Raw genomic sequence first — 24,557 nt, 5'->3', positions numbered from 1 at the left:
GCAGGAATATTATCAGCCTCTCCATCACCAACACAGAACTCGAAAGGTCCGCCTTCCAATACGCCTGCCGTTGGCTGAAGGAATCTCTCAATGGCAATAGGTTCAGATAAATCAAACCTGCCAACAATATCATTAATATTTTTAGTAAACTTACCTTGTCCTGAAGGGTCTACTAAAGGTTTAATGCCGTTGTATGATAAGTGATAGATTAAGCATACTCCTACACTAGCATCATCAAAATTAATATCAGATGGATTATCTGGAAGAGCAAGAATGTTACCTTCTTCATCAGTGATAATCCATTGTTTTACCCGACCAGATGCATTTTCGAGAACAACCTCTACATGATCTGCTTCTCCGTCACCAACACAAACACTATTATAGGACTCTCCATCAATAAATGTTATATCACCTCCGTATACTGTTGCATTCTCATTGGCATGCCAATTCTGTGCATTAAGAACGCATATACTGAAGAGGATAAAAAAGATTGGTAAATTGTTAAGTATGTAGGTATAAAAAATTGAATTTGGAGCAACATTACGTACATTTCTTTTCATAACGATTGCCTTTAAAATTTTACTTTATAAATTTAATAAATAGCTAACGATTAAAATGTTAGCCAGCTAACATTTCGATAAAAAGCAATTAAAACAGATAAAGTTATATAATATATTGCCTGAAGTTATGCTTAATTTTGTTTTAATACAAAATCTAGTATATTACCTGTTGAAGCATTGGGAAAACCAATTCCTAAAAGTGCAGACATAGTTGGTGCAATGTCAGTTATTTCTGTTCTTTTAAAGGTTTGACCGTGTTCAATTCCTTTACCAAAAAATAGAAGAGGTACATGAGTATCATAATTATATCCTGTACCATGATCTGTACCCGTTCTATTCCATTGAGAGTCTGGTAAAACTGATGTATTATAAACATATAAAATATCACCTGAACGTTTTTGATTGTGGCCATTGCTTAATAAATTTTCAAGATATCCGTGTTGTCCACCAAACTGATTAATATTTGAAGCTATAAAAACTCTATCAATAAGTTTATACTCTAATAATTTAATTGAAATTGCTTCTTTTAATTTTTCTAAATTCAGTTTTTCAGATTTAATTTTATCATGATCTAAATAAATTTGATTGTTTATTCTACTCAAAATTAAATTAGATACTTGATACTGATCTTCCAAAAATATATTTAAGTCTTCCTTCATTTTTCTAGTATCAAAAAATCCTCCTGGAATTTTTAATGACTGTAAATATAAAATAGCATCAACTGCTCCATGATCTGATGTTAAAAATACTGTGTACTTGTCCTTTCCAACTTTTTCATCAAGTGCATCAAACAATCTCTCTAACTCTAAATCCAAACGCAAATAGGTGTCTTCTACTTCAACTGAATTTGGGCCAAAATCATGTCCTACTTTGTCTGTACTAGAGTAACTTACTGTAAGGATATCGGTAATTTCATCTACGCCTAATTGTTCTGCATCAATCGCTTTTAAGGTAAAATCTGTGATTAAACTGTTTCCAAAAGGGGAATCCGCAATAATTTGAAAGTTTCCATTTTCGTTTTTCAAAGCTTCTAAATCATACGGAAATGTTGCTGATTCCATGCCTTTAAATATTCTTTCAAAAGTATTAAGGTCATTACCACTTTCGAAATACGTATCTATATCATACAATGTATTCCAAACTTTGAAATATTTTTCTGCTGCATCAGAATCATTAAAATCTTTTACCCATTGAGGCAAGTCATTCATGTAATAAGAGCTTGATATCCAATTTCCAGTTCCATTATGTTCATAATCAAACCAATAAGCAGCATTTGCGGTATGTCCTGCTGGTAAAATTGCTCCTCTATGTTTAATAGATATTCCAATGGTTTTTCCTTTCATTTGTGTGAACAATCTATTTTCATCGGCAAAAGTAGTGGACAACATCCACTTTGGTGATCTTTTACCATCATTACTTGTTGTTCCAATAGGCAAAACAGAATTATCATCAACACAATTTACGTTACGTCTTAATTCTTTTTCATACCAATCATTACCAATCACTCCATGATATTTTGGTGTAGTTCCAGTAAAAATAGAAGCATGGCCAGGACCTGTTTTTGTCGGAATATAATTGAAATGATTATTCTTACAATTATAGCCTTCATCCATCATTCGTTTAAAACCACCATCTCCATATTTATTATAAAAACGGGTTAAATAATCATATCGCATTTGGTCAACCACTATACCAACTACTAATTTTGGTTTTGAATTGCTATCTATAGTAGCTGTTTGTGCTCTACTCGCTATAACGAATGAAAAAATAAATAGGTAAAATAATATGCGTTTCATAACCATAATAATATTGTGTTTCAAAAATAAGGGATTTATTGTTTCTTTAATTTAAAATAATGGTTAAATAAGTAATACTAATTTTTTACTTTAGCAGTAACTTATTTTTTTATGACATACCTCCATAATATTGGTCTTTATTTTTTAATGATTCGAGAAATGTTTCGTAAACCAACCAAGTGGTCCGTTATGAAACACTTAATTTTAAAGGATATAGATGATTTGATTATTCAATCACTGGGTATAGTTGCATTCATTTCATTCTTCGTTGGAGGAGTTATTACTATCCAGACTGCTTTGAACATTAGCAATCCTTTAATTCCAAAATATCTGGTTGGTTTTGCAACGAGACAATCGGTAGTTTTAGAATTTGCGCCTACATTTACATCAATTATTATGGCAGGAAAAGTAGGGTCTTTCATTACTTCAAGTATTGGAACCATGAGAGTTACAGAGCAGATAGATGCGCTTGAAGTTATGGGAATAAACTCACTTAATTATTTAGTTTTTCCTAAAACGGTTGCTTTAATGTTTTATCCTTTTGCTATCGCTATTGGAATGTTCTTGGGAATCCTTGGAGGTATGGCTGCTTGCGTTTTTGGAGAATATACTACTTTAGAGAATTACATTATTGGAATACAGACAGATTTTGATACATTTCATGTGATATATTCGTTTATCAAAACCTTTGTTTTTGCTTTTGTTTTGGCAACAATTCCATCCTTTCATGGGTTTTATATGAAAGGTGGTGCGTTAGAAGTTGGTAAAGCAAGTACAACTTCATTTGTTTGGACCAGTGTTGCCATCATATTGTTAAATTATATTATAACCGGAATGTTGTTAGGCTAATGATCATAGTAAAAGATTTACATAAATCGTTTGGAGACGCTCACATTTTAAAAGGCATAAGCACTACTTTTGAAAAAGGGAAGACCAATCTAATTATTGGTCAAAGTGGTTCTGGTAAAACAGTATTACTAAAATGTCTGTTGGGATTGTTTACACATGAAGGTGGCAGTATTTCTTATGAAGGCAGGCGCTTTTCGAAACTTTCTGAAGATGATAAAAGAAATTTGAGGGCCGATATAGGAATGGTATTTCAAGGCAGTGCCCTTTTTGATTCCATGACAATAGCCGAGAATGTAAAGTTCCCACTTCGTATGTTTACCGCTATGACTAATTCTGAAATGGATGATCGAGTAGATACTGTTTTAAAAAGGGTTAATCTTGTTGATGCTCATAAAAAAATGCCAAGCGAGGCTTCCGGTGGAATGCAGAAAAGAGTTGCGATAGCTCGTGCTATTGTAAATAATCCAAAATATTTATTTTGTGATGAGCCTAACTCCGGTTTAGACCCAAAAACTGCCATTGTTATTGATAATTTAATTCAGGAAATTACCAAGGAATACAATATCACCACTGTGATAAATTCTCACGATATGAACTCTGTCATGGAAATTGGAGAAACCATTATCTTTTTAAAAGATGGACTAAAAGCTTGGTCTGGAAGCAGAGACAACATTTTTAAAACAGATAATGAAGTGGTTACAGACTTTGTTTATTCTTCTGAATTGATGAAGAAAGTGAGACAAATGTATATTGAAGAAAAACAGTAATTTATTATTATTGTATGTCCCGAGACTTTCTTAAAAATCCACCGAACCCAAAAGTTATGGTGTGAATATTGCCAGTAAATTCGTTATAATCTTTATCAAAATGCGTTAGATTAAAGGTGTATTTAACTCTCAAATAACCAAATACATTTTTTTTATCATTCTCATCACGGTTCATTTTAATGTCAAAACTCAATCCCAGTAAAATAGGTTCATCGTAAAAATTAAATTTTTCTTCAATCTCATTCTTCTCAAAATCAAAAATATAATCTGCATTGGGGCTTAAGTCTTTAGCCAATATCCCTGATATAGATACGCCTATAAATGGTAACACCCTTAATGAATTATTGTCCAATAAAGGATAAGCTACAGATAATTCTAAATTGTGATAATGTGCTTTACTGTTTTTCTTCCAAATTAAATTATCAATTTCAATTTCCTTTTTTGTTTTACTGCGCCCATAAAAATATCCTAAATTAATAACCATAATCTTCTTATACTGCATGCTAAATGACACGCCGAATAAAAGTTGATTGTTAAATTGACCATGCAGTCCTTCAGTAAAAATGCTATAACCTGTAGACAAATCTGCGCCGAAACCCCATTTTGCCCAACTATTTGCATCTAAAATAGTACTATCTATGATGTTTTTAGGAGTATCAAATTCCTTATTAGTTTCAATTGAATTGTAAAAATTAAGTTTTGAAAATGTAGATTCTTGCGTATTATTTGACTGACAATAAGATTTTAAAACCAATAGGGTAATAACACCTATGAGTATACTTTTTATCATAAAGTAGATAAACTTAATTAATCACTACGCTATTAATAAATCCATGAAATATTTGGTAATACAACTAAATTAATCTTTTTATCAATACAAACTAAAATTAATTTAAACTCTTAACTATCAAGGTATCTAAATCTAATTTTCTTTTAAGCCACTTTTCTAGCTTTTCTTTATCTTTTTCAATTATTTCCTTGGTGGCAATAGAGTCATACCATTTGGCTGAAAATATTGAAAGTGTATCTGTTTTTTTAAAATTTGTAGTTATTTGATTAGAATAAGAAAATTGCTCAATATTTTCAAAGACAATGTTTAATTCACTCGTTAAACCATCAAATGCAATATAGTTTTTCTCTAATTTAGATAAAGTAATTACCTTGCCTTCTAGAAATCGGATTTTTTCAGATTGTGATAACAAATCCAAAGAATCTCTAGAGCGCAATTCTTCCATATATCGCAAATTATCTGTATATTTTGACTTGCTTTGATTGACTACTAAAGAACAATTATTAAGAGCATTGTAATCATTCATTCTACTTTTTAATAGTGCAATTGTAGATTCAGGAATTTCATCAAGTCCAAAAGTGTTAATAATTATTGATGACGATTCTCCATCGGAATATGTATAATTTGCATTCTTCTTTAAATAGGAAGCATGAGGTAAAGCATTTAACTCATTCTCAATAAAATTACGAGCATCTCTATTAAAATTATTCTCGTTCAAAACGTTTAAAAATGTCCAAACGGCTGGGATCATAACTACAACGGCTAATAAAGTTGCTAATTTTGAAATCCGACTACGCTTTTTGGAATTCACGTATTTTATCATTGGAAAACGCAATAATTTCAATACAATAAAAGTTGCCAAAGCTATAAATATGGTGTTTATAGTAAATAGATACATAGCTCCTAAAAAATAAGGTCCATTACCTATAGCTAATCCATAACCAGCAGTACATAAAGGAGGCATTAATGCAGTTGCTATTGCAACTCCAAAAATAACGGATGCAATTGTACCACGTTTTGTTCTTGCAATTATTAAGGCAAGTCCACCAAAAAAAGCAATTAATACGTCACGTATATCTGGTTTAACCCTTCCTAAAAGTTCTGAAGTATCTTCGCTTAACGGAAATATATAAAAAAATAAAAAAGCCGTAAGTAAACTCAAACCAATCATGATTGCCAAATTGATTAAAGACCTTTTCATCGTATCTATATCATTTATGGCAACAGACATACCTACACCTAATATTGGTCCCATTAGGGGAGAAATTAACATGGCGCCAATAACTACGGCAGTTGAATTTGCATTAAGACCTACTGAAGCCACAAAAATAGAACAGACCAAAATCCAAGCTGTTGCCCCCTTAAAAGGTATATCAGCTTTTATTGCAGCAATAGTCGCATCCCTATCGGTGTCTTGACGAAAATCTAAAAGTTCATTCAAAAACTTTTTGATACTTGCAAATAAACCTTTTGCATCTTTTTTAACAGCCTGTTTAGATTGCTCTACATTCTGTTCATGCTTTGCTTCTTCTTCTGAAAAATTAAACTTACTTTCTTCCATGATTATTCAAAATTTTCACCAAATTTTTGTTTCAGGTTTTGGAGAACTGCCTTTATATCCTGTTCTTTTTCTTTTGGATAAATTAATAAAGCCTCATCTTTATCCACAATAATATAGTCATTCACACCATCAATAACAACAAGCTTACTTTTATTGGTTCTTATGATGTTTCCTTTTGAATTAGACACTAATGTCTTCGCATTTATAATGGCATTATTGTCATGATCTGTTTCAAGTTTATCATACAAGCTAACCCAAGTTCCTAAATCATTCCAATCAAATTCAGCAGGAAGAACACATACATTTTTAGACATTTCCATAATGGCATTGTCCACAGAAATATTTTCAGCTTTCATATAATTCTCTCCAATAAATTTGTCTTCAAGTTCTGTGTTATAAAAATCAATTCCTTTCTCAAATAGGGCAAAAAGTATTGGTTGATTCCTCTTATAAGAATCTATCACACTATTAACATGCCACATAAAAATACCAGCATTCCATAAAAAGTTTCCTTGTGACAGAAATTTTTTTGCCGTTTCATAATCTGGTTTTTCTTTAAATTGTTTTACAGATTTAATGCTATAATCTGAAGAATTATCAAATTCAATATAACCATAACCTGTATTTGGAAAAGTAGGTTGAATGCCTAAAGTCATCAAAGAATTGTGCTTATAACAATAGTCAAAAGATTGTTGAACGTTTTTCACAAAAGTATCTTCGTCTTCAATCCAATGGTCACTAGGTGCAACAATAATGAGTGCATCTGGATTTTCTTTCTGAATTTTTAAAGAAGCATATAAAATACAAGGCGCTGTATTTCGTAATGCTGGTTCTAAAACCACTTGTCTTTTTGTAAGTTTTGGCAATTGTTTAAATACTAAATCATTATACAATTTATTAGTTAAAATGAAAATATTCTCTTCTGGAATAACTTTACTTAAACGAGAAAACGTTTTTTGAATTAAAGTCTCACCAGTTCCTAACATGTCGTGAAATTGCTTTGGGAAAGCTTTTGTGCTTACTGGCCAAAACCTTGATCCTATACCTCCTGCCATTAATATGGCGTAATGGTTTTTACTCATAAATAATTTTAAATTATCTCAACTTCTGCATTTGGATTGAAAAGATACAACTTTCCAGTTTTAATCTCAATACATTCATAACGTTTAACTCGTTTATTTCCTTTTTTAAAAATTTTGCCATTATACATCTTAAATTTAGTCCCAAAAGGAATCTCAACAACATATGTTTTATTGTTAGGTTCATCAAATTGTTTTAACGCCCTTGATAAAATAACATCTGTATCGCTACTAGCTTTTGGATTTTTAAAATGTCTTGCAAGTAATGGTAAAATATCTGCTGGAAAAATATCAGGATTTAAAAAGGATAACATTAAATGCTGAAAACAGCGCTTCCATTCAAGACCGTGTGGTTTAATAAACTTGCCATGTTTCTTATACGCTTCAAAATGTGCAATCTCATGAATGAGTGTAATTAAAAAACGATATTTATTTAAGCTTGCATTTATGGTTATTTGGTGTTTATTATTAGGTAATTTTCTATAATCTCCGTGTCTTGTTTTTCTTTCTTTCTTTATTTTTACTACCAAATTATCATGCTCTAAAAGCTTTAAAACTTTTGATTCAGAAGCTGAAGGAATATAATCTTGTAATCTTTTTTGCATTGCTCAAAAGTATGGCAAATAATTAAAATTTTTCTCTTATATTATTTTAAAATCTTAAATTAAAAAATAAAAGTATATCTGTGTTTACTATAAAAGTAAAAGAAGAACTTATAGAGTATTGCAAAAAACAAATTTCTAATTACAATTTTGGAAAGCGTTCTCAAGCTAATGGTACACCAGAACAACAACTTACCGGGATTATTGGTCAAAGTGTTGTTATGGAACTTTTTGGTTTAGAAAAAGTCGATGGTCGTTATGGTTTTGATGAAGGTGTTGATCTTGTTTTTAACAATAAAAAGATTGATGTAAAAACTATGGGTAGAACTACTTAATGTAAAGCCATATTACACAAATAATTTTTTAAAACTTCAGGACTATTTTAAAACCGAAGTGTATGTTTTTTGCAGTTATCACAAAACGAAAAAAGAACTCACTATTTGTGGTTAGATTACTAAAGAAGATTTTGTGCTGAAAAGACGTTATTACAAAAAAGGATCTTTAAGAACCAGATCCGATGGCTCTACTTTTAAAACTTTTTCAGATTTATACGAAATCGACAATTCAGATTTAAATAAAGTTAATTCAGTAAAAGAATTAAAACAAAAATTAATGCTCCTATAAATTTAAGTGAATTCTTTATCTTTACTATTTACACAATTCCTTGCAAAGTGTCTAATCGTAACAAAGAAATAACCATTGCTGTTTTACCTTTTCAGGTTTTAACAGATATTGAAAAGTTAAATCCGATAATGCTTGGATTTACTGAAGATCTTATTACAAATTTTTCAAAGTTTAATGGTTTATCTGTTCTTTCTCATTTTTCTACAAGACAATTTAAGAACACTTCAAACATCAACTCGTTAACCGAACTCAATGTTGACTATGTTGTTACAGGTAGCTTTAGATCACATTTTGATAAAATTAGAATCAATATCAGGCTTATCAATGCTTCTGAAAACTCAATAGTTTTTGCAGGTCAACATTTAGAAACTCCTGAATCCATCTTCCTTGCAGAAGACGCGGTGACCCATCAAATTGTGAATGTATTGCAACAACAGATAGATTATAATCTTTTATCATACTCTTACAAAAAGAAAAATACTGATCTGGATGCCTATGTTTATTGGCTAAAAGGTATGGATATCATGTATAAAGGAACGCTGGAAAGTGATCTAAAGGCGCGTAAATATTTTAATGAAGCATTAAAGGTAGACCCAAATTATGCTAGAGCATACACTGGAATTTCTTTGTCCTATTTTAATGAATGGAGTTGTCAGGTTTGGGACAGATGGGAAGTAAGTAGTAAAGGAGCACATAAATATGCCCTAAAGGCACTTGAACTTGACGAAAATGATTATCAAGCTTTGATGGTTCTTGGAAGAACCTATTTATATTCTGAAGAATATGAGAAAGCAGAACATTGCTTAAGGAAATCTTTAAGAATGAATCCCAATGATGCTTTAAATCTAATGAGCATTGCTTTTTTATTGGTCTATTTAGGCCACCCAGACGAAGCTTTGAAATTATATAACAAAGCCAATACCTTAAATCCGTTCCATAAAGATAAATTCCTGACTTATGGAACTTTCATTTATTTTGAATTAAGCCAATTTGAAAAAGCACTTGAGCTAGCCAAAAAAATTAAACTTGATCAAAGTTGGGTAGATTTTCCTGTTTTTATTGCTGCAATTTATTTTCATATTAATGATTTAAAAAACGTAAGAAAATATTGGAATATTTTTGTTGAAAATTTTAGTGCCCATATTAAAAAGAATGCAACAGAAAGAGAAGCTCTGGAATGGCAAATAAATGTAAATCCATTTAAGGGTAAAACCAATCTTCGTCCTTTTTGGGATTTTATAGCCAAAGGAGAAAACATTTCTCCTGCTAGTGAACCCATAATTGAAAGTATTAAGCATGAAGCTTCTTTCATTAAAAAAGGCGATATGTGGGAAGTGATTTTTCAGGGACAGAATGCTTTAGTTAAGGATTCAAAAGGAAATAGTGACATAGCTATACTTTTATCAACACCTAACAGCGACATACACTGTATGGAACTCATGGGATCTAATCTTCATGAAAATATAGATTCAGACGTTATTGATGAAAAAGCCAAAGCTTCTTATCAAAAGAAAATAGAATCCCTTCTATCCAAAATAGAGGATGCTAAAGAAATGCAGAATTATGAGCTAACTTATTCGCTTGAAAAAGAATACGAATCTCTTGTCGATCATTTATCTAAATCACTTGGCCTTGCCGGCAAACCCAGAAAAATTGGTTCTTCCGTAGAAAAGGCCAGATCAGCCGTAACCTGGCGTATTCGAAGTGCCATAAAAAAAATTGATGCAGTTCATCCTCAACTAGCTAAACATCTTTCCAATTCAATAAGTACAGGTACATTCTGCTCCTACAAACCAGAATTGAAAGTAACTTGGATGGTTTAATATTTCTCCTTACAATTCTTTTTTCATGAACTTACATCGTAAGGACAAAACTTACGTCTATAAAGGTGTAAGCGAATTATAATCAATTTAAAATTAATTTATCATGCCAACACCATTAGAAATTTTACTCGACCCCATTTCATTGATCATTTTGGTTATGTATGCAATTCTCATTGTATGGGAAGCATTATTTCCAGCAAAGAAATTACCAAAAGTAAAATATTGGAAGCTGAAAGGACTAACTGCTTTTGCTGTTTATTTTTATTTATCTTCTTACCTACCTTTATTAACAGATCCGTATTTAGAACCTTTTCAATTATTTGATCTTTCTGGTATTGGAATAATTAGCGGTTCTATATTAGCCATTTTACTTGTTGAGCTAGCTATTTATATCTGGCATCGGTCTATGCATAGGTCAGACTTTTTATGGCGTACGTTTCATCAGATGCATCATAGCGCAGAAAGACTAGATACCTATGGTACTTTTTATTTCAGCATTTTAGATATGATTGGATGGACGTTTCTTGGAAGTATTTGTTTTGCACTACTTATGGGATTTAGTCCTCAAGCCATTACAGTTATGCTCTTGGTAACAACGTTCTTCAATATTTTTCAACATTCAAATATTAAGACACCTCGTTGGTTAGGCTATATCGTTCAACGTCCTGAAAGTCATACAGTACACCATGCAAAAGGAATTCATAAATACAACTATTCAGATTTACCATTGATTGATATTCTTTTTGGGACCTTCAAAAATCCTAAAACCTTTGAACATGAAACTGGATTTTATCAAGGTGCATCTTCCAAAATTTGGAAAATGCTAACATTTAAAGATTTAAATAAAGAACCTATAAATAAATAAATAATATTATGAACATTAAAGATTATCTAAACTCAAACATACCTGTTCTAACTGATAGTGGATTTGAAACTACATTGTTATTTCACCATAACATAGATCTGCCACATTTTGCATCATTTTATTTGCTTGACAAACCAAAATATGATGACGTCATCTATAATTATTATAAAGAACATCTTGAAATAGCAAAACAATATAAACTTGGTTATATATTAGAAAGTGGTACTTGGAGAGCCAACAGAGATTGGGGATTTAAGCTTGGTTACAATGAATCTGATTTAGTAAAAGTAAATCAGCTAGCTATAAAGCAATTAAAAGCTTTTAAGGACGAATACTCTGCCAATTTACCTTTTATATTGATAAGTGGTCAGATTGGACCTGCAAAAGATGGCTATACAATTACAGCAGTTATGTCTGAAATTGAAGCCCAAAAATATCATGATTTACAAATCAAGGCATTTAAGGAAGCAGGTGCCGATTTGGCTTCTGCCTTGACCATGGGTTATATAAACGAAGCATTGGGCATTGTAAATTCAGCTAAAGAAAATGATTTACCAATAGTCATTTCTTTTACTGTTGAAACTGATGGTCATCTACCAAGTGGTGAAACATTAAAAGATGCTATTGAAACTATTGACAGAGCAACAAATAGTTATCCTTTGCACTATATGATTAATTGTGCTCATCCTTCTCATTTTGTTGACCAATTGGAAGAAGATGGCAAGTGGAAATCTAGAATTAAAGCCATAAGAGCAAATGCATCATGTAAAAGTCATGCTGAATTGGATGAAGCTACTGAATTAGATAGAGGCGACATTTTAGACTTTGGTAAGTGGCATGCTCAATTGAAAGAAAAGTTGCCAAATTTAAACATCTATGGTGGTTGCTGTGGTTCAGATGTGGAGCATGTAGCCGAAATATGTAAAAACATTTCAATTCCTGTTGAAGCATAAAATGAAAGAAATCGTTCAAAAAACATTCAGTTATAATCAAATGAATACTGGAAACATAAAAGAGGTTTTTCCTCTTTTATGTCCAGTTAGAGAAAGAGATTGGATCGATGGTTGGGATTGCAAAATGATTTATTCAATTTCCGGACTAATTGAAAAAAATTGTGTTTTTATAACTCAACTCAATAAAGACAAAGAAACCATTTGGCACGTTACCCAATACGATAAAAAAAATTATAGAATAGAGTTTTTAAGGGTAACACCAAAAGAAAATACGGTAAGAATCAACATGCAATTAGAAAAAATTAATGAATCTTATACCAAAACTTACATTTCTTATTTGTACACCCTTTTGGAAAACACCCAAGTGGAAGAAAAAATGTCTCAAATTGAGCAATCATTTTTAAATTCAATGACGCATTGGGAAAAAGCTATAAACTATTATCTTAAAACTGGAAAGAAGCTAAAAAGGGTTAAGGCGTAGAATTAGAAACTTGAAGTAATTTCCCATTGTAATATTTATTCCCATTCAAGGAAAATTTAAAAATATATTGTGCCATTTCTAGTGCCGACGTTCTCGCCTCATAATCTGGAAAAGCCTCTTTAAGCATTTCTGTTTGTACAGCTCCCAAAGCTAAAACATTAAAACTCGGTCCTGTTTCTTTATACTCTTCTGCTAGCAATTCTGTTAAAGTTATCACTGCTCCTTTACTAGAACTATAAGCTGATAATCCCGCAAATTTCATACTACCTTGAACTCCACCCATAGAACTGATATTTACAACATGACTTTCTTTATTCATAAATGGAAGAACTATACGTGTTAATTCAGCAACGCCAAAAACATTAGTTTTATAGACATGCAAAAAATCTTTTGTACTTGTTTCTGCAAATGGTTTGTTAATCAAACTTCCAGCATTGTTGATTAGAATATCGACTTGATTCCATTCAACCTTTATAAAATCAATTACTTTTTGATAATCGGTTTCAACTTCCAAATCAAATGATAGTGAACAAATATTATCAAAATGAAGATTGTTGACAGGTTGTGCATTACGCGACAATGCCAAAACATTATGGCCCGCATCTGCAAAGAGATGAACCAATTCTAAACCAATGCCTCTGCTTGTTCCAGTAATGATAATATTCTTAACTCTATTCATACATTTCAATTTCTTTTGTAGGTGTATCACACATTTTTTCTATAGCTGGTATGATTTTGTTGATCAAACTCGCCATAAAATCGTAATCTAATTTATCGGCTTCATCGTCAACATGATGATAATAATCATAATTTGACAAATCGCAAGAAGATAAACTTTGACAAGGTAAACCAAACTCTTTATAAAAAGCATAATTATCTGATGCCACAAAAAGATTATATTTTTTAGCAATATCAGATAAGCCAATGAGGTTGCTATCTACATATTCATTAATTTTCGACGCCATATTGGACAGGTCATAACCTGACAAAAAAGCAACATAATCACGATCTTTAAGAGGAACACCTGTCATTTCAAAATTCAACATACTATATAAATCTAAATTTTCATTCTTTAATCTTTTGGCCAAATGTTCTGAACCTAAAAGACCTAATTCCTCTGCTGAAAACAAAACAAACATGATGCTTCTTTTGTTTTTCTTTTTTGCTGCAAAATATTTTGCAATGGCTAATACAGAACTAGTTCCAGAGGCATTATCGTTAGCTCCGTTGGCAATGGAGTCATTATCAACTGCTTTTGCATAACCAATATGATCATAATGAGCTGAAATGATAACAAATTCATTCTTTAATTTAGAGTCTGTTCCTTCTATATATCCAACAATATTGAAAGCATCCAAACCTTTTGCTTTAAAATCATCACGATACGATTCAAAATATGGCTTAACTCCAAAACTTTTAAGCTGTTGTTCGATATATTTGGCTGCTTTTTCAATACCTCCTGTTCCTGTATTTCGTCCAGCTAAATCATCTGAAGAAAGATATATAACAGATTCTTTAATTTCATCACTTAATATAATAATGGTTTTTGAAGGTTTACATCCAATAAAGGTAGATAGGATTAAGAATAAAAAAAAAATACCTCTCATAATTTTAATTTAGATAAATATATAAAATTCCTTAACTTTAATGAAAAGTATTTAAGATGCCTATTTATATGGATCGGCATGAACTTCCGAGTGAAATTACTCCTGAAGCTCTGGCCGAATTACATCAAAAAGATTTAGCAATCGAACATAAACATGACTGCCGAGGTTTTACTTATTGGTTAGATTTGGACAAGAAATATGCCTTTTGTTTGATTGAAGCTCCGAATAAAGAGGCTGTTTACAATATGCATCATGAATCTCATGGTGATCTTCCAACAAAAATTATTGAAGTTGAACCAACTATAGTTGGATCTTTTCTAGGAAGAATTTCTGACCCTGAAAAAGCTAAAGACACAGAATTAAATATTATTAATGATCCAGCGTTTAGAACTATAATGGTTATAGAAACTGGTAATTATCTTAATAGAACAGAAGGCAATCAGTATAATGTTTTTACTCAAAAATTTCACAATAGCGTTACCAAAACTTTAAATCATTTTGAAGGTAGGATTGTAAAACAAGATAATACAAGCTATTTGGTGTCATTTAAATCCGTATCCAGTGCAATTTTATGTGCCATTAAGATTTACTCCAACATCAAATACATAACTCCAAAATTTGAAAAAGCTTTTCGGAATCTTAAAATTGGTTTGACTTCTGGAGTTCCTTTAGCAAAAGATGATGAAAAAATATTTGAAGAGACTATTACACTGGCGACAAGAATGTGTGATGTAATTAAAAACCCTATCGTGATTACCAATGAGTTAAAAAAATTATATGAAAGTGAAAATAAAAACGCTTACATAGATCAAGATTTGATACGTACTCTAAAACCGAATGAAAAAGATTTTTTAACCAAGTTGATGAACTATCTTGAAATAACTTGGCATGATGTTTCATTGAATATTGAAAAATTTAGTTCAGATTTGGGATATAGTAAATCTCAACTTAACAGAAAATTAAAATCACTTACTGGAAAATCTCCAAATAATTTTATTATGGATTACAGGCTTAATAATGCATTAAAATTACTTCATGATCAGAAAGGAAACATATCTGAAATAGCTTTCGAAACTGGATTTAATAGTCTTGCCTACTTTTCAAAATGCTTTAAGAAAAAATTCAAAATACTTCCGTCAAAATATTTACAGCAACATATTTATTAGTCTTTTTCAATCATTTTTTTTGCAAATGACTCAAATTTGCAAACTTTTGAATTAAAAGTAAAAATCAATTCATAAGTAAAATTTTAGTTTTAGGTAATAATTAATGTTTAACTAACAATCAACCAATTATGAAAACTTTAAAACTATTATTAATCGCAACTATTGCATTAACAACTTCTAACATGATGGGACAAGAAAATTCTGCTACAGATCTTTTAAGAAATGAAATGACAAAAAATGATCAAAACATGTACGTTATTGAAAGAGAAATTCCAGGAGCTGGGAATTTAACATCAGAAGAATTACAGGCCATTTCACAGACATCATGTGGTGTATTAGACCAAATGGGAGAGACAAATATTAAATGGCTGCATAGCTATGTTACTGGAGACAAAGTATATTGTGTATATATGGCTAAAAATGAAGATTTAGTAAGAGAGCATGCCAATAAAGGTGGTTTTCCAGCAAACTCTGTAGTTGAGGTAAAAACTATTATAAACCCAGCAACAGCTACGAATTAAAGAATTTAGGTTATTAAACATAAAAAGCAATCACATTTATGATGGTTTTTTTATTCACTATTAAGACTTAAACTAGCATCGTGACTGGATTCTCTATGTAACCTTTTAAGGTTTGCAAGAATTGAGCTCCAGTAGCACCATCAACAGTACGATGATCACAAGCCATTGAGAGTTTCATTGTGTTACCCACTACAATTTGGCCATCTTTAACGACTGGCTTTTGAACAATGGTTCCAACAGAAAGTATTGCAGAATTTGGCTGATTTATAATAGATGTAAAGCTTTCTATACCAAACATACCTAAATTTGATACTGTAAAAGTACTGCCTTCCATTTCGTCAAGAGATAATTTTTTATTTTTTGCTCTTATTGCATAGTCTTTTACCGCAGCACCTATTTGAGGTAAAGTTTGCTCATTAGCAAATCGAACAACTGGCACGACCAAACCATCAGGAACAGCAACAGCTACTCCAATATGCACATGATTATTCAATCTCATTTTATCATCAAACCATTGCGAATTAACTTGAGGATGTTGTTTTAATGCCAATGCACACGCTTTAACAACCATATCATTAAATGATATTTTTGTATCAGGCAAACTGTTATACTGATTTCTAAATGCGATGGCATTGTCCATATCAAACTCTACATTTAAGTAATAATGTGGAGCAGTGAATTTTGATTTTGCTAAATTTTTAGCAATTGCTTTTCGCATATTAGAATTTGCAACCTCATCAAAATCTTCTTGACCAGTAGGTACAAATTTGCCAACTGTTGCAGCAGAAGTTGTAGGCGTGAAATTCTCGATATCACGCTTAATAATACGTCCATTTTCTCCCGAACCTTTAACTTGAGATAGATTGATTCCTTTTTCTTGAGCCATCTTTTTTGCTAATGGTGAAACAAATAATCTACCGTTAGTAGTGTTTACATTAGTTTCAACTTTTGGAGTTTCTTGTTTTAGTTGTTCTACTTTAACAGGTTCATTTTCAGATGTTTCCTTTTGAGTTACTTCTTCAGATTTAGATTCACTGGAAGCTGATTTAAAGTTTTTAGCAATATTTGATACATCTGTACCTTTTGGACCAATAATTGCTAAAAGTGAATCCACCTTTGCAGTTTCACCTTCGTTAAGACCAATATACAATAATGTTCCAGACTGAAATGATTCAAATTCCATGGTTGCTTTGTCAGTTTCAATTTCTGCCAAAATTTCTCCTTCTGAAACTTCATCACCAATTTTTTTCAACCAAGTTGCTACAGTTCCTTCTTCCATGGTATCACTCAAACGAGGCATAGTTACCACAGTAACTCCATCTGGAATATCATTAGAACTATCAGCTTCATCTTTTGATTCTTCATTTGAACCTTCGACAACTGGCTTTTCTTTTTCCTCCTTTTCTGATGATGTATTTCCGTTAAGGAAACTTGAAATATCCTCACCTTCTTCTCCAATAATTGCTAAAAGTTCATCAACTTTTGTGGTTTCTCCTTCTTGAACTCCAATATGCAACAATGTCCCTTCATGAAAAGATTCAAACTCCATGGTTGCTTTGTCAGTTTCTATTTCTGCTAGAATATCTCCTTCTTCAATTTTGTCACCAACCTTCTTCAACCAAGTTGCCACAGTTCCTTCTTCCATGGTATCACTCAAACGAGGCATATTAATTACTTCTGCCATAGCTTATAATTTATGTTGTAAAAATGGATAATCTTCTTGTTCATAAACAGCATCATACATCACGTTCTTTTCTGGAAATGGCGATTCTTCTGCAAACTTTTCACATTCACTAACTAAATCTTTTACACGTTTGTCAATCACTTTTAAATCTGCTTCAGTTGCATATTTCTTTTCAAGTATAACATCTTTTACTTGTGTAATTGGATCTATTTTCTTGTACTCTTCAACCTCTTCTTTCGTTCTGTAATGCTGTGCATCACTCATAGAATGTCCTCTATATCGGTAAGTTTTCATTTCAAGGAAAGATGGGCCATCACCACGTCTTGCTCTTTCTATAGCCTCATAAAGTGCTTCTGCAACTTTTATTGGATTCATTCCGTCTACTGGTCCGCTAGGCATTTCATAACCTCTTCCGAGTTTCCAAATTTCAGTATGATTTGCTGTACGTTCAACAGAAGTACCCATAGCATAACCGTTATTCTCACAAATAAAGACAACTGGAAGTTTCCACAGCATCGCTAAATTGAAAGTTTCGTGCAGCGAGCCTTGTCTGGCTGCTCCATCACCAAAGCAACATAAAGTCACAGCTTCACGTCCGTGATATTTATCTCCAAAAGCTATTCCTGCACCCAATGGTATTTGACCGCCTACAATTCCATGACCTCCATAAAAACGATATTCTTTAGAAAAAATATGCATTGATCCACCAAGACCTTGAGACGTTCCAGTACCTTTTCCATAAAGTTCAGCCATGACTCGTCTAGGGTCTACACCCATTCCTATTGGCTGTACATGATTTCTGTAAGCCGTTATCATTTTATCTTTAGTCAAATCCATGGCATGCAAGGCACCTGCAAGTACCGCTTCTTGGCCATTATATAAATGTAGAAATCCTCTTACTTTTTGTTGTATATATACAGCAGCTAGTTTATCTTCAAACTTTCTCCAGAACAACATGTTCTCGTACCACTTTAAATATGTCTGCTTGGTTATTTTTTGCATTGTATCACTTGTTTAATAAAACAGAATAACAAAAGTAACACTTTAGTTAGTAATAAAAAAGACTGAAATTTGTAAAGTTTTTAGAAATAGTTATAGTGCAGATCTATCAAAAACAAAAGGCAACAAATCTGATATAGAATTAGACTTTATAACCTTTCCCATTTCTCCCATAAAATAAATTTCGATAGGCTTATTTTGATTTACTTCATACTCTGAAATTGCCTGTCTGCATGCACCACATGGCGGAATTGGCTTGTCTGTCAAATTATTTTGCGAAGCAGCTGTTATTGCCATTTTAAGCATTTTGGCTTCAGGATATTTTGCTCCCGCAAAATAAATTGCTGTACGCTCTGCACAAAGACTTGACGGATAAGCAGCATTTTCTTGATTACTACCAGAAATTATTTCATCGTTATCTAAAAGTATTGCAGCTCCAACATTAAATTTAGAATATGGTGCATAAGCTTTGTTTCTTGCCTTTACCGCATGATTCATTAAGTTCTTAATATCTTGTGGGACATCTTGAAGAGAATCAAAAACATATAATGTAGATTCAATTTTAAGTTCTTTCATGCCAAAACATTTTGTATAAAGTTAAGAAACTATTTTAGACAATAAAACTATTGCCATAAGCAATAGTTTTATTCATTAATTCTAAAATTAGACAGCTATTTTAATACTCGAAATACGTATCTGCACCTATATTAAACGTTATAGAAAATCGCAATGTGTTTTCCAATGGGCTTTGAACTTTTGAGGCCGAGAACAGGTAAGATAAATCCATGTTAATAACATTGTATTTAAATCCGGCTCCAAGAGCAAAAAACTTTCTTGCTCCTTTTTCTTCGCTTTCATTAAAATATCCAGCTCTAAACGCAAATGAGTCTTGATACATATATTCTGCACTTAATGCCCAGGTAAATTCTTTTAACTCTTCGCTAAAACCACCTGGAGCATCACCAAATGATTGGAACATTCCTTTTAAAAAGCTAACATCTGGATCTTTTCCTTCTACAATGATAGTAGGCTCATCTGCATCTTGAGTTCCATCTCCATCAGTATCAACAAATCCATATAATGGTGGTGTTGGCACTAATAGTTTAGTAATTTCTGCTGTTACACCTATTTTATTATAGCTATCAAAAATAAAGTCAAATCCTCCTCCTACTCTTAAATTTGTTGGTTGAAAGTTTTCTTGACCTCCTTCATCATACTTGAATTTTGGACCAATATTTTGAATTGCAAAACCCATTCTCCATCTTCCATTAAAATCATTGTAGGCTTCTTCTTCACTCTGATAATAACCGCTAATGTCAACTCCAAAAGTACTTGCTGCTGCAGCATCTGTATCTCCAACATCCAGTCTTAAATCTGATCTTAAGTAGCGCATGGCAACTGACATTGCAAACTGCTCATTTAACTTGAGAGCATAAGAAGCATCAATAGCTAGCTCATTTGGACGTTGTATTAAAGCTTCCGAAAATTCATCTTGAACAAATTCTATATCTCCCAAAGAGAAATATTTAAAACTGGCTGCGAAAGCACTGCGTTCATCAATTCTGTTAAAATAAGTTACATTACCCAAAAATATATCATTGACCAATTTACTTAAATACGGTGTATAACTTATTCCTACTCCTTGTTTGGTTGTTGAAAATGCATATTTTGAAGCATTCCATTGTTGGGAAAACCCATCAACTGAAGTCGCAACTCCCATATCTCCCATTCCGGCAGCTCTTGCATCTGATGCAATTAATAAAAATGGAACTCCTGTGGTAATTACTGAAGATTGGTTTTCAAAAATGATTGTCTCTTGCGCATTTATTTTAAATACAAATGCAAAAGTTATTAGTAATATAATCCTGCTTCTCATGTAAAAATTTATTTAACAAATATAATTCTTTATTATAGTATTACAAGTTTCTCTATTTTTTCTACTTTTTTATTCAACAAATTAGAACGAACTGTAAGTTTATATATATAGACTCCTTTTCCTATTTTGTCACCAAAATCATCTCTTCCGTCCCAAACAATATTCCTTGATAATGAAGACGCTCCATCATTGCAACACGCTTCTGCATTTGTCTGTCCATTTAAAGTTCTAACCAATTTTCCCGAAACCGTGAATATCTGTATAGAAACGTCTAAAGGTTCTGAACTATTGTGATTAAACCAAAATTCTGTATAATTTACAAACGGATTTGGATAATTTAAAACATTGTTGATTACCAATTCTTGGTTTTCATCATGAACAATAAACTGGATTTCTGCAATTGAAGAATTATTATAGACATCCCAAACCTTTAATGTTAAAGTATGTAGACCAGGCTCTAAATCTCTTAATGGATAAGTTACTGTTCCTTTTTGATAATCGTCAACCTCTGTTTGATAATAGTCATTCAAAACAAAAGGGTTTGTTTCATCATTATCAATAATGGCTACAATATCATGTCCAATACCACTTGAAGTATTAATACCATTTTCATCTTCAAGCTTGGCTAATAAGCTTGGTGATTCGTTTGTAATTCCACCTGAAACAAAATTTTCATCGTTCATGTACAATTTTATAGTTGGTCCAATATCATCTTCGGCTGCATTCTCATTTAAACCTCCTATTTGGACCGTATTGATACTTACACCTGTTTGATCTTGTATAGGGTTTTCTGTTTTTGCATAAAAACTAACCCTTCCATAACCTACTGGTATTCCAATGTCTCTTGGAACCACAAAATCGAATTCAAATAAACCATTAGTGATTGACGCTTGACCTCTAAAAATTATTTCTCCCAAAGTTGTATAATCAAGTTTTATCACCTGCCCATTCAAGCGAGTACCATCATTGGCTAATGTTTGTCTATCAATAGGTTTATCATAAATTGTAGTTGATAATGTTCCTGTATAATTGCTTAAAACGTTTCCTGAAATATCAGTTACTTCTCCCGAAAGTTTTACATGGCTTAAAGCTTCTAAAACATCTGGATTTTGTCCAATGGGTACATCATTAATCTTAGTTAAACGAATATTTGGTTTGGGGAATGTTAGTTTCATCGCCGGATCACCAATAAAAAATACTAATCTTCTCTGACTTTGATTTGCAATTGAAGGATCATTTTTTGTTAATCTTAAGGCTTCGGCCATTGAAGGATACTCATTATCTGAATATGTATCATTATCACTAAAAGAAAATAAATATTCTTCTAAAACATTATTAAATGTAATTCCTGTACTTACAAAAATCTGTCGTGTTGTTGTTATTAATCCAATTGCGCCTCCAGTTTTATTCCAATATGTATATTCTCCAGCAGTTGCTCTAAATGGATTATCAAATTTAGTGTACTCACAGGTAACAGTAACAAAACAGTTTAACTTACAAACATTACCTAAGCCTTGTGCATCTGGTATTTCTAATATTCGCTCTTGCATAAGTCCATCTTCACCACCATGTCCAAAATAGTTAACTACCAATGCTCCATTTTCAATTGCATTAATAAATGCTTCCTTCGCTTTTGGATATCTTTCACCACCTGCAGATGTTTCTTGTTCGAAAGAATCTGCATGAATTTTAGTAACATTAATAAAAGGTTTTTCCTGTGCAACCATATTACCAATATTGTCAGTTGTAGATTGAATGATACCTTCCCAATCTTGATCAACATCATCTGAAACAACAACAAAATTATTTCGCCAACTCCCAAATGATGCATCAATGTAATACGATTCTATTTTAGCAATCATGTCACTGGCTCGTTGAGGCGTATCAGCTAGTATTCTTCCAACGGCAATATCAAGTTTATCGCTATTATGCATGGTTCCTTCATTATCATCCATCATTCCATAAAAATCATCAGAAATAAATGAATTGGTAAGATTAAAGCTATTATAGGCATGCCAAGAAGGAACTATATTGGTGTTATTTCTTATCCTGTCTTTATAATCAAACGAGCTATCTCCAAATAAGCAGACATATTTAATTCTGTTTTCTGGTGTGCCGGCATTGTCATAAATATATTTTACTAAATTTCTAATAGCTCCAACGTCTTGATTTCCGGTACTAAACTCATTATATATTTCATCTAAAGTAGCAACTTTAACATTCAACTTGTATTGGTTTCTGTTTATTTGAGCTAGCTGCTCTGCTTGGCTAGCCATATTATTTGGAGCAACAATCAAATAATCTATGTCTTGAAATTGGCCTTGGTTATCTAAAAAGATTGTTCCTTTTATGTTTTGGTTACTAATTGTTCTATCTGAATCCATTTGAGGTTCATAGTAGTCGGATGAAGATACAGCCACATAAGTTTTTAATGTTCCTAGAGTTGATGTAAAATTTAAAATAGAACTTGAATCGGTATTCAAATAATTAGTGACATTATACAAATCTGTAACATCCCATATTTCATCTATATCTGAAGCATTTGTAATATTGTATTGTCCTATCCCCGAATTTTGTCCTACTTGATTATTTTTAAATCTGAACTGATTCCCTTCAAAATTCAACGCTCTTGTGGCCTCAATAGATATATAGTCTAAATATGCTATAGCACTTGGGTTTCCTCCATTATTATAAACTAGATTCACAGATAAACTTGAAGAATTAACATTAACAGGTTCATCAAAAAAGGATTCTGTTGCTAAAGTGGGTTCTGAAGCTCCTGATAAGTTCAAAGTAGTAATATTACTTCCATTAAGATTTACTTGAAAAGATGTAGGAGTCTCTGAAGTACAAGCCGTATAAACTTTAAGATTAACAGGTACAGTAGTTACCAAATTAGGAAATTCAAACTCAAATGTTTTGTCATTAGCTATATCAAACCTATCACCAAACCATCTTCTACCGACTTCTGCAAGATTATGTTCATCAATCTCATGAAATTGATAATCCTGAAATGTATCTATCATTAAATCAATATTTCCTGTCGGCTGAAAAAATGGTTGAATTCTTTTTCCGTTTTCAGAACCAATATTTAAATAATAATAGGTTTTATCTGTGTAACAATTAATATTGGTGTTACTTTCTACATTATACTCTCTAGGACCTTCGGCATAAAACAAAATATAGTCCTGATCATCAAAACTTCCATCTTCCTCACCAACTACTTTAATTGCATTTTCGGTAACATCAAAAGGATAGCTAACAGAGTTAGAATAAGGTATCATTCTACCACCATTGCCAAAAAGACGTAAGTTTCTAGGATTGATACTATTTGTATTGACTCCAAGTTGATTTAAGAAGCTTTTTGTAATCCTAAATACACCTGTAGTGTCCACATAAAAACGATACCATTCACCAGAACTTAAAACTGAATTGGAAATGGTTCTATATGTATTATTGCTTCTATTAAATGATGATCGATTTGAACTGTTTGAATAATTTATTGTAAACGAAGTTATTTTTTTGAAACTTCCATTTTGATCTTTTATTATTGGTGATATTTCAAAATAAGCATGTTTCTTACCTCTAGCATTGGTATTTTTTAATATGAATTTAGCTTCGCTAGGAATTTGTTTTATATTCAAATCAAACAAATCACTATTAGAAATTGACGCGTAAGATACATTACTTATTGAAACTGAAGATTCATCCACACTATTAGAAATATCCCATTGTGTTATATAACGAAGTCCATGCTCAAAACCATAACTAAAACTACTACCTTTAAATGATGGTACTTTAGCAGTATAATTAGCAACAGAAATGGTTTTATGACCTTCCCATTCTATGTTAATTCTTTTTTGTTGAGAAAATATTAAAAGCGGAAAAAATAAAATAAGAAGTAAAAATCCCTTTTTCATTGCCTAAATAACGTGATTAATATCATGATATTAT

At 31.8% G+C, this 24,557-nt stretch carries 21 protein-coding genes and 1 pseudogene; 9 read left to right on the top strand and 13 right to left on the bottom strand.

Annotated features, from left to right (window positions below):
* Together AAFP94_RS14545 and pafA are read right to left on the bottom strand one after the other, a co-directional pair.
* A pseudogene (locus AAFP94_RS14545) lies at nt 1-560 on the bottom strand (hypothetical protein); the annotation flags it as partial.
* A gap of 131 nt (nt 561-691) precedes the next feature.
* A complete protein-coding gene (pafA, locus tag AAFP94_RS14540; RefSeq protein ID WP_409629024.1) occupies nt 692-2,380 on the bottom strand; it encodes an alkaline phosphatase PafA in 1,689 nt (562 codons plus the stop codon).
* Nucleotides 2,381-2,467: 87 nt separating this feature from the next.
* Between pafA and AAFP94_RS14535 the strand changes: the two genes are divergently transcribed.
* Both AAFP94_RS14535 and AAFP94_RS14530 read left to right on the top strand, forming a co-directional pair.
* Entirely contained in the window at nt 2,468-3,205 is a 738-nt protein-coding gene (locus AAFP94_RS14535) for an MlaE family ABC transporter permease (protein WP_409629021.1), read from the top strand.
* Entirely contained in the window at nt 3,205-3,972 is a 768-nt protein-coding gene (locus tag AAFP94_RS14530) for an ABC transporter ATP-binding protein (RefSeq protein ID WP_409629018.1), read from the top strand. Before AAFP94_RS14535 ends, AAFP94_RS14530 begins: the two co-directional genes overlap by 1 nt.
* Before the next feature lie 7 nt (nt 3,973-3,979).
* Here AAFP94_RS14530 and AAFP94_RS14525 read toward each other — a convergent pair whose 3' ends face one another.
* The 4 genes from AAFP94_RS14525 to AAFP94_RS14510 form a co-directional block, all read right to left on the bottom strand.
* Nucleotides 3,980-4,762, bottom strand: coding sequence for a hypothetical protein (locus AAFP94_RS14525; RefSeq protein ID WP_409629015.1), 783 nt, complete (start codon nt 4,760-4,762; stop codon nt 3,980-3,982).
* Between the two features lie 97 nt (nt 4,763-4,859).
* Nucleotides 4,860-6,323: a DUF389 domain-containing protein gene (locus AAFP94_RS14520; RefSeq protein WP_409629012.1), complete on the bottom strand. Its 1,464-nt coding sequence runs from the start codon at nt 6,321-6,323 to the stop codon at nt 4,860-4,862.
* A 2-nt stretch (nt 6,324-6,325) separates the two neighbouring features.
* Nucleotides 6,326-7,405, bottom strand: coding sequence for a mannose-1-phosphate guanylyltransferase (locus tag AAFP94_RS14515; RefSeq protein ID WP_409629010.1), 1,080 nt, complete (start codon nt 7,403-7,405; stop codon nt 6,326-6,328).
* Nucleotides 7,406-7,413: 8 nt separating this feature from the next.
* Nucleotides 7,414-8,007, bottom strand: a complete 594-nt coding sequence (locus AAFP94_RS14510) for a SprT-like domain-containing protein (RefSeq protein WP_409629007.1) — start codon at nt 8,005-8,007, stop codon at nt 7,414-7,416.
* An 80-nt stretch (nt 8,008-8,087) separates the two neighbouring features.
* On the opposite strand from AAFP94_RS14510, the gene AAFP94_RS14505 reads away from it, so the two are divergent.
* The 5 genes from AAFP94_RS14505 (at nt 8,088) to AAFP94_RS14485 (ending at nt 12,750) form a co-directional block, all read left to right on the top strand.
* Nucleotides 8,088-8,339, top strand: coding sequence for a hypothetical protein (locus AAFP94_RS14505; protein WP_409629004.1), 252 nt, complete (start codon nt 8,088-8,090; stop codon nt 8,337-8,339).
* Nucleotides 8,340-8,675: 336 nt separating this feature from the next.
* Nucleotides 8,676-10,451 carry a tetratricopeptide repeat protein gene (locus tag AAFP94_RS14500; protein ID WP_409629002.1) on the top strand — a complete coding sequence of 592 codons (1,776 nt, stop codon included), beginning with the start codon at nt 8,676-8,678 and terminating at the stop codon, nt 10,449-10,451.
* A 103-nt stretch (nt 10,452-10,554) separates the two neighbouring features.
* A complete protein-coding gene (locus AAFP94_RS14495; RefSeq protein WP_409628999.1) occupies nt 10,555-11,316 on the top strand; it encodes a sterol desaturase family protein in 762 nt (253 codons plus the stop codon).
* Between the two features lie 8 nt (nt 11,317-11,324).
* On the top strand, nt 11,325-12,269 hold the full coding sequence (locus AAFP94_RS14490) for a homocysteine S-methyltransferase family protein (RefSeq protein WP_409628996.1): 945 nt from the start codon (nt 11,325-11,327) through the stop codon (nt 12,267-12,269).
* 1 nt (nt 12,270) lies between these two features.
* A complete protein-coding gene (locus tag AAFP94_RS14485; RefSeq protein WP_409628993.1) occupies nt 12,271-12,750 on the top strand; it encodes a hypothetical protein in 480 nt (159 codons plus the stop codon).
* Here AAFP94_RS14485 and AAFP94_RS14480 read toward each other — a convergent pair.
* On the bottom strand, nt 12,740-13,429 hold the full coding sequence (locus AAFP94_RS14480) for an SDR family NAD(P)-dependent oxidoreductase (protein WP_409628990.1): 690 nt from the start codon (nt 13,427-13,429) through the stop codon (nt 12,740-12,742). The genes AAFP94_RS14485 and AAFP94_RS14480 overlap by 11 nt on opposite strands.
* Complete coding sequence (locus AAFP94_RS14475; protein WP_409628987.1) at nt 13,422-14,357, bottom strand: M28 family metallopeptidase; 936 nt, start codon at nt 14,355-14,357, stop codon at nt 13,422-13,424. Before AAFP94_RS14475 ends, AAFP94_RS14480 begins: the two co-directional genes overlap by 8 nt.
* Before the next feature lie 68 nt (nt 14,358-14,425).
* Here AAFP94_RS14475 and AAFP94_RS14470 point away from each other — a divergent pair, with 68 nt between their 5' ends.
* A complete protein-coding gene (locus tag AAFP94_RS14470; protein WP_409628985.1) occupies nt 14,426-15,523 on the top strand; it encodes a nickel-binding protein in 1,098 nt (365 codons plus the stop codon).
* 128 nt (nt 15,524-15,651) lie between these two features.
* Nucleotides 15,652-16,044: a DUF4242 domain-containing protein gene (locus AAFP94_RS14465; protein WP_409628982.1), complete on the top strand. Its 393-nt coding sequence runs from the start codon at nt 15,652-15,654 to the stop codon at nt 16,042-16,044.
* A 67-nt stretch (nt 16,045-16,111) separates the two neighbouring features.
* Here AAFP94_RS14465 and AAFP94_RS14460 read toward each other — a convergent pair whose 3' ends face one another.
* The 5 genes from AAFP94_RS14460 to porU form a co-directional block, all read right to left on the bottom strand.
* Nucleotides 16,112-17,728 carry a pyruvate dehydrogenase complex dihydrolipoamide acetyltransferase gene (locus tag AAFP94_RS14460; protein ID WP_409628979.1) on the bottom strand — a complete coding sequence of 539 codons (1,617 nt, stop codon included), beginning with the start codon at nt 17,726-17,728 and terminating at the stop codon, nt 16,112-16,114.
* Between the two features lie 3 nt (nt 17,729-17,731).
* Complete coding sequence (gene pdhA, locus AAFP94_RS14455; RefSeq protein WP_409628977.1) at nt 17,732-18,730, bottom strand: pyruvate dehydrogenase (acetyl-transferring) E1 component subunit alpha; 999 nt, start codon at nt 18,728-18,730, stop codon at nt 17,732-17,734.
* A gap of 90 nt (nt 18,731-18,820) precedes the next feature.
* On the bottom strand, nt 18,821-19,303 hold the full coding sequence (cdd, locus tag AAFP94_RS14450) for a cytidine deaminase (RefSeq protein WP_409628974.1): 483 nt from the start codon (nt 19,301-19,303) through the stop codon (nt 18,821-18,823).
* Between the two features lie 100 nt (nt 19,304-19,403).
* Nucleotides 19,404-20,603, bottom strand: a complete 1,200-nt coding sequence (gene porV / locus AAFP94_RS14445) for a type IX secretion system outer membrane channel protein PorV (RefSeq protein WP_409628972.1) — start codon at nt 20,601-20,603, stop codon at nt 19,404-19,406.
* A 32-nt stretch (nt 20,604-20,635) separates the two neighbouring features.
* Nucleotides 20,636-24,523 carry a type IX secretion system sortase PorU gene (porU, locus tag AAFP94_RS14440; protein WP_409628969.1) on the bottom strand — a complete coding sequence of 1,296 codons (3,888 nt, stop codon included), beginning with the start codon at nt 24,521-24,523 and terminating at the stop codon, nt 20,636-20,638.
* Nucleotides 24,524-24,557 lie beyond the last annotated feature (34 nt).

This window comes from Gilvirhabdus luticola (assembly GCF_040117515.1).
GTDB lineage: Bacteria > Bacteroidota > Bacteroidia > Flavobacteriales > Flavobacteriaceae > Gilvirhabdus > Gilvirhabdus luticola.
This window is presented reverse-complemented; position numbering and strand designations above follow the sequence as displayed.